This is a genomic window from Microcoleus sp. A003_D6 (assembly GCF_036702825.1).
Classification (GTDB): domain Bacteria; phylum Cyanobacteriota; class Cyanobacteriia; order Cyanobacteriales; family Microcoleaceae; genus Microcoleus.
Window position 1 is genome coordinate 1 of the sequence record NZ_JAUBWA010000284.1, and the last position, 1576, is coordinate 1576.

2 protein-coding genes are annotated in these 1576 nt (G+C 39.1%); both read left to right on the forward strand.

What is annotated here, in order from left to right:
- The first annotated feature begins 221 nt into the window (after positions 1-221).
- A complete protein-coding gene (locus tag QUB70_RS32445) occupies positions 222-614 on the forward strand; it encodes a peptidase (protein WP_332985913.1) in 393 nt (130 codons plus the stop codon).
- Positions 604-825: a hypothetical protein gene (locus tag QUB70_RS32450; RefSeq protein WP_332985914.1), complete on the forward strand. Its 222-nt coding sequence runs from the start codon at positions 604-606 to the stop codon at positions 823-825. The genes QUB70_RS32445 and QUB70_RS32450 overlap by 11 nt, the downstream gene beginning before the upstream one ends.
- Positions 826-1576: the final 751 nt, after the last annotated feature.

The window sequence follows — 1576 nt, forward strand, 5'->3', positions numbered from 1 at the left end:
CTTCCTCAGCAGGTGAAATCTTAACGGTAGAATGCGGGTTTCAGTCGCTGCCCAAAAAACTGTCCGGAGTATTGTCCTAAGTAAGTCCACTTAATTAAACTTAACATCCAAATCCCCCCAAAGCTTACTGGATCGGTATTCTTCCTTCTTCCTTCTTCCTTCTTCCTTCTTCCTTCTAGTTGCTAAAATATTAACAAGCAAAGCACTCCCGATCGACAATTATGACTGCTATCCAAGAGCCAACTATTAAAACCACACCTTTTGACGATTTAATAGCCGATTTCAATAAAATCAGAAGTCTGTATGCAGTAGAAGATCCTCTAGAAGCTTTTAAGTTAATCATCGACCAAGAAGTGATGGTAAGTTTAATTTTAGAAGCTCACTCTAAAATTAGAGAACTATTTCCTAGCGAAAGATTGGGCTTAGAAGTGAAAACCGATCCTGAAATTGCAAATTGGCGATCGCTGTGGATTACCATTTACACTAAGCTCGAAGTCAATGAAGGTTGTGAAAAGTTAAAAATCCTTGACGATAGCTGGTGGCTAGATGCTAAAATAGCAGCCCCAAAAAATGATTTACATATTAACCTTGAATGGGAGTCAAATGAAATTTGATTGGTCTCAATATTTGAACTTAGCCCAAGAGTTAGCTGCCACAAGTAGTGACAGTTCAGCTAATAGAGAAGCCAAGTTGCGATCGGCGATAAGTAGAGCATACTATTCCACATTTTGCCTAGCGCGAAATTACTTGCGCGACTTTGAAAAAGACCCAAGACTTTCTCGTAAGAATCGCGATATCAACGAACATCAATATGTAGCAGAGTAATTTATATACCACCCAACCAAAATGAAACATATGGTCAACAATAGTCCGGACAGTTTTCAATCACTAACGGCAGAATGCTGGTTTCAGCCTTCTCAGTGAGGTCAAATGCTAACGGTAGAATGAGGGTTTCAGCCTCGGTCTCAAAAACTGTCCGGAGTATTGGTCAAGATAGGTGAAAACTTAAGCAGATTGAGAGAACTTAGGAATAAAGCTGATTATGAAGATACTTTATATAACTTACAAAATGCTGTAAAAAATGCTTTAATGCTAGCTCAGAATATTATTTCAGCGTTAAGTGAGTTAACTCAAGAAGCTGAATCATAATTCAAGTAGATGAGTGCGATCGCTGGCGGTCGATTTACAATAAAAATGCCCAATGCCCCATTCCAAATGACCAATGACCAATTCCCCATTCCCAAATCCCAATTATGTCTTTACAACATTTCGGCTTGGTCAATTAAACAGCCCGTCCCCACTATTGTTCTATTCTTAGTTCTGACAATAGGGGGTTTATACCATTTTTTTAAAGTTATGACAGACTTTCGTCAAAAGGTAAACGAGATTACAAAGCCCGGTCGTCCTCGATCTCTATCGCATCTTTAGAAAAATGGTATGAGGTTTAGCTAATTGGCTACTTTGGCTATCCTCCGTGTATCCGTGTTTATCCGTGTCGTGCCATTGGTGACAAGTTAAGGCTGTAAGTCTTTTGTCAAGAGGTTTTCAGAGAATTGTTGAAAAAGAACTGGTCAGA

Coding starts and splice junctions, on each gene's coding strand:
- QUB70_RS32445 (WP_332985913.1), top strand. CDS start 222: ATGACTGCTATCCAAGAGCCAACTATTAAAACCACACCTTTTGACGAT.
- QUB70_RS32450 (WP_332985914.1), top strand. CDS start 604: ATGAAATTTGATTGGTCTCAATATTTGAACTTAGCCCAAGAGTTAGCT.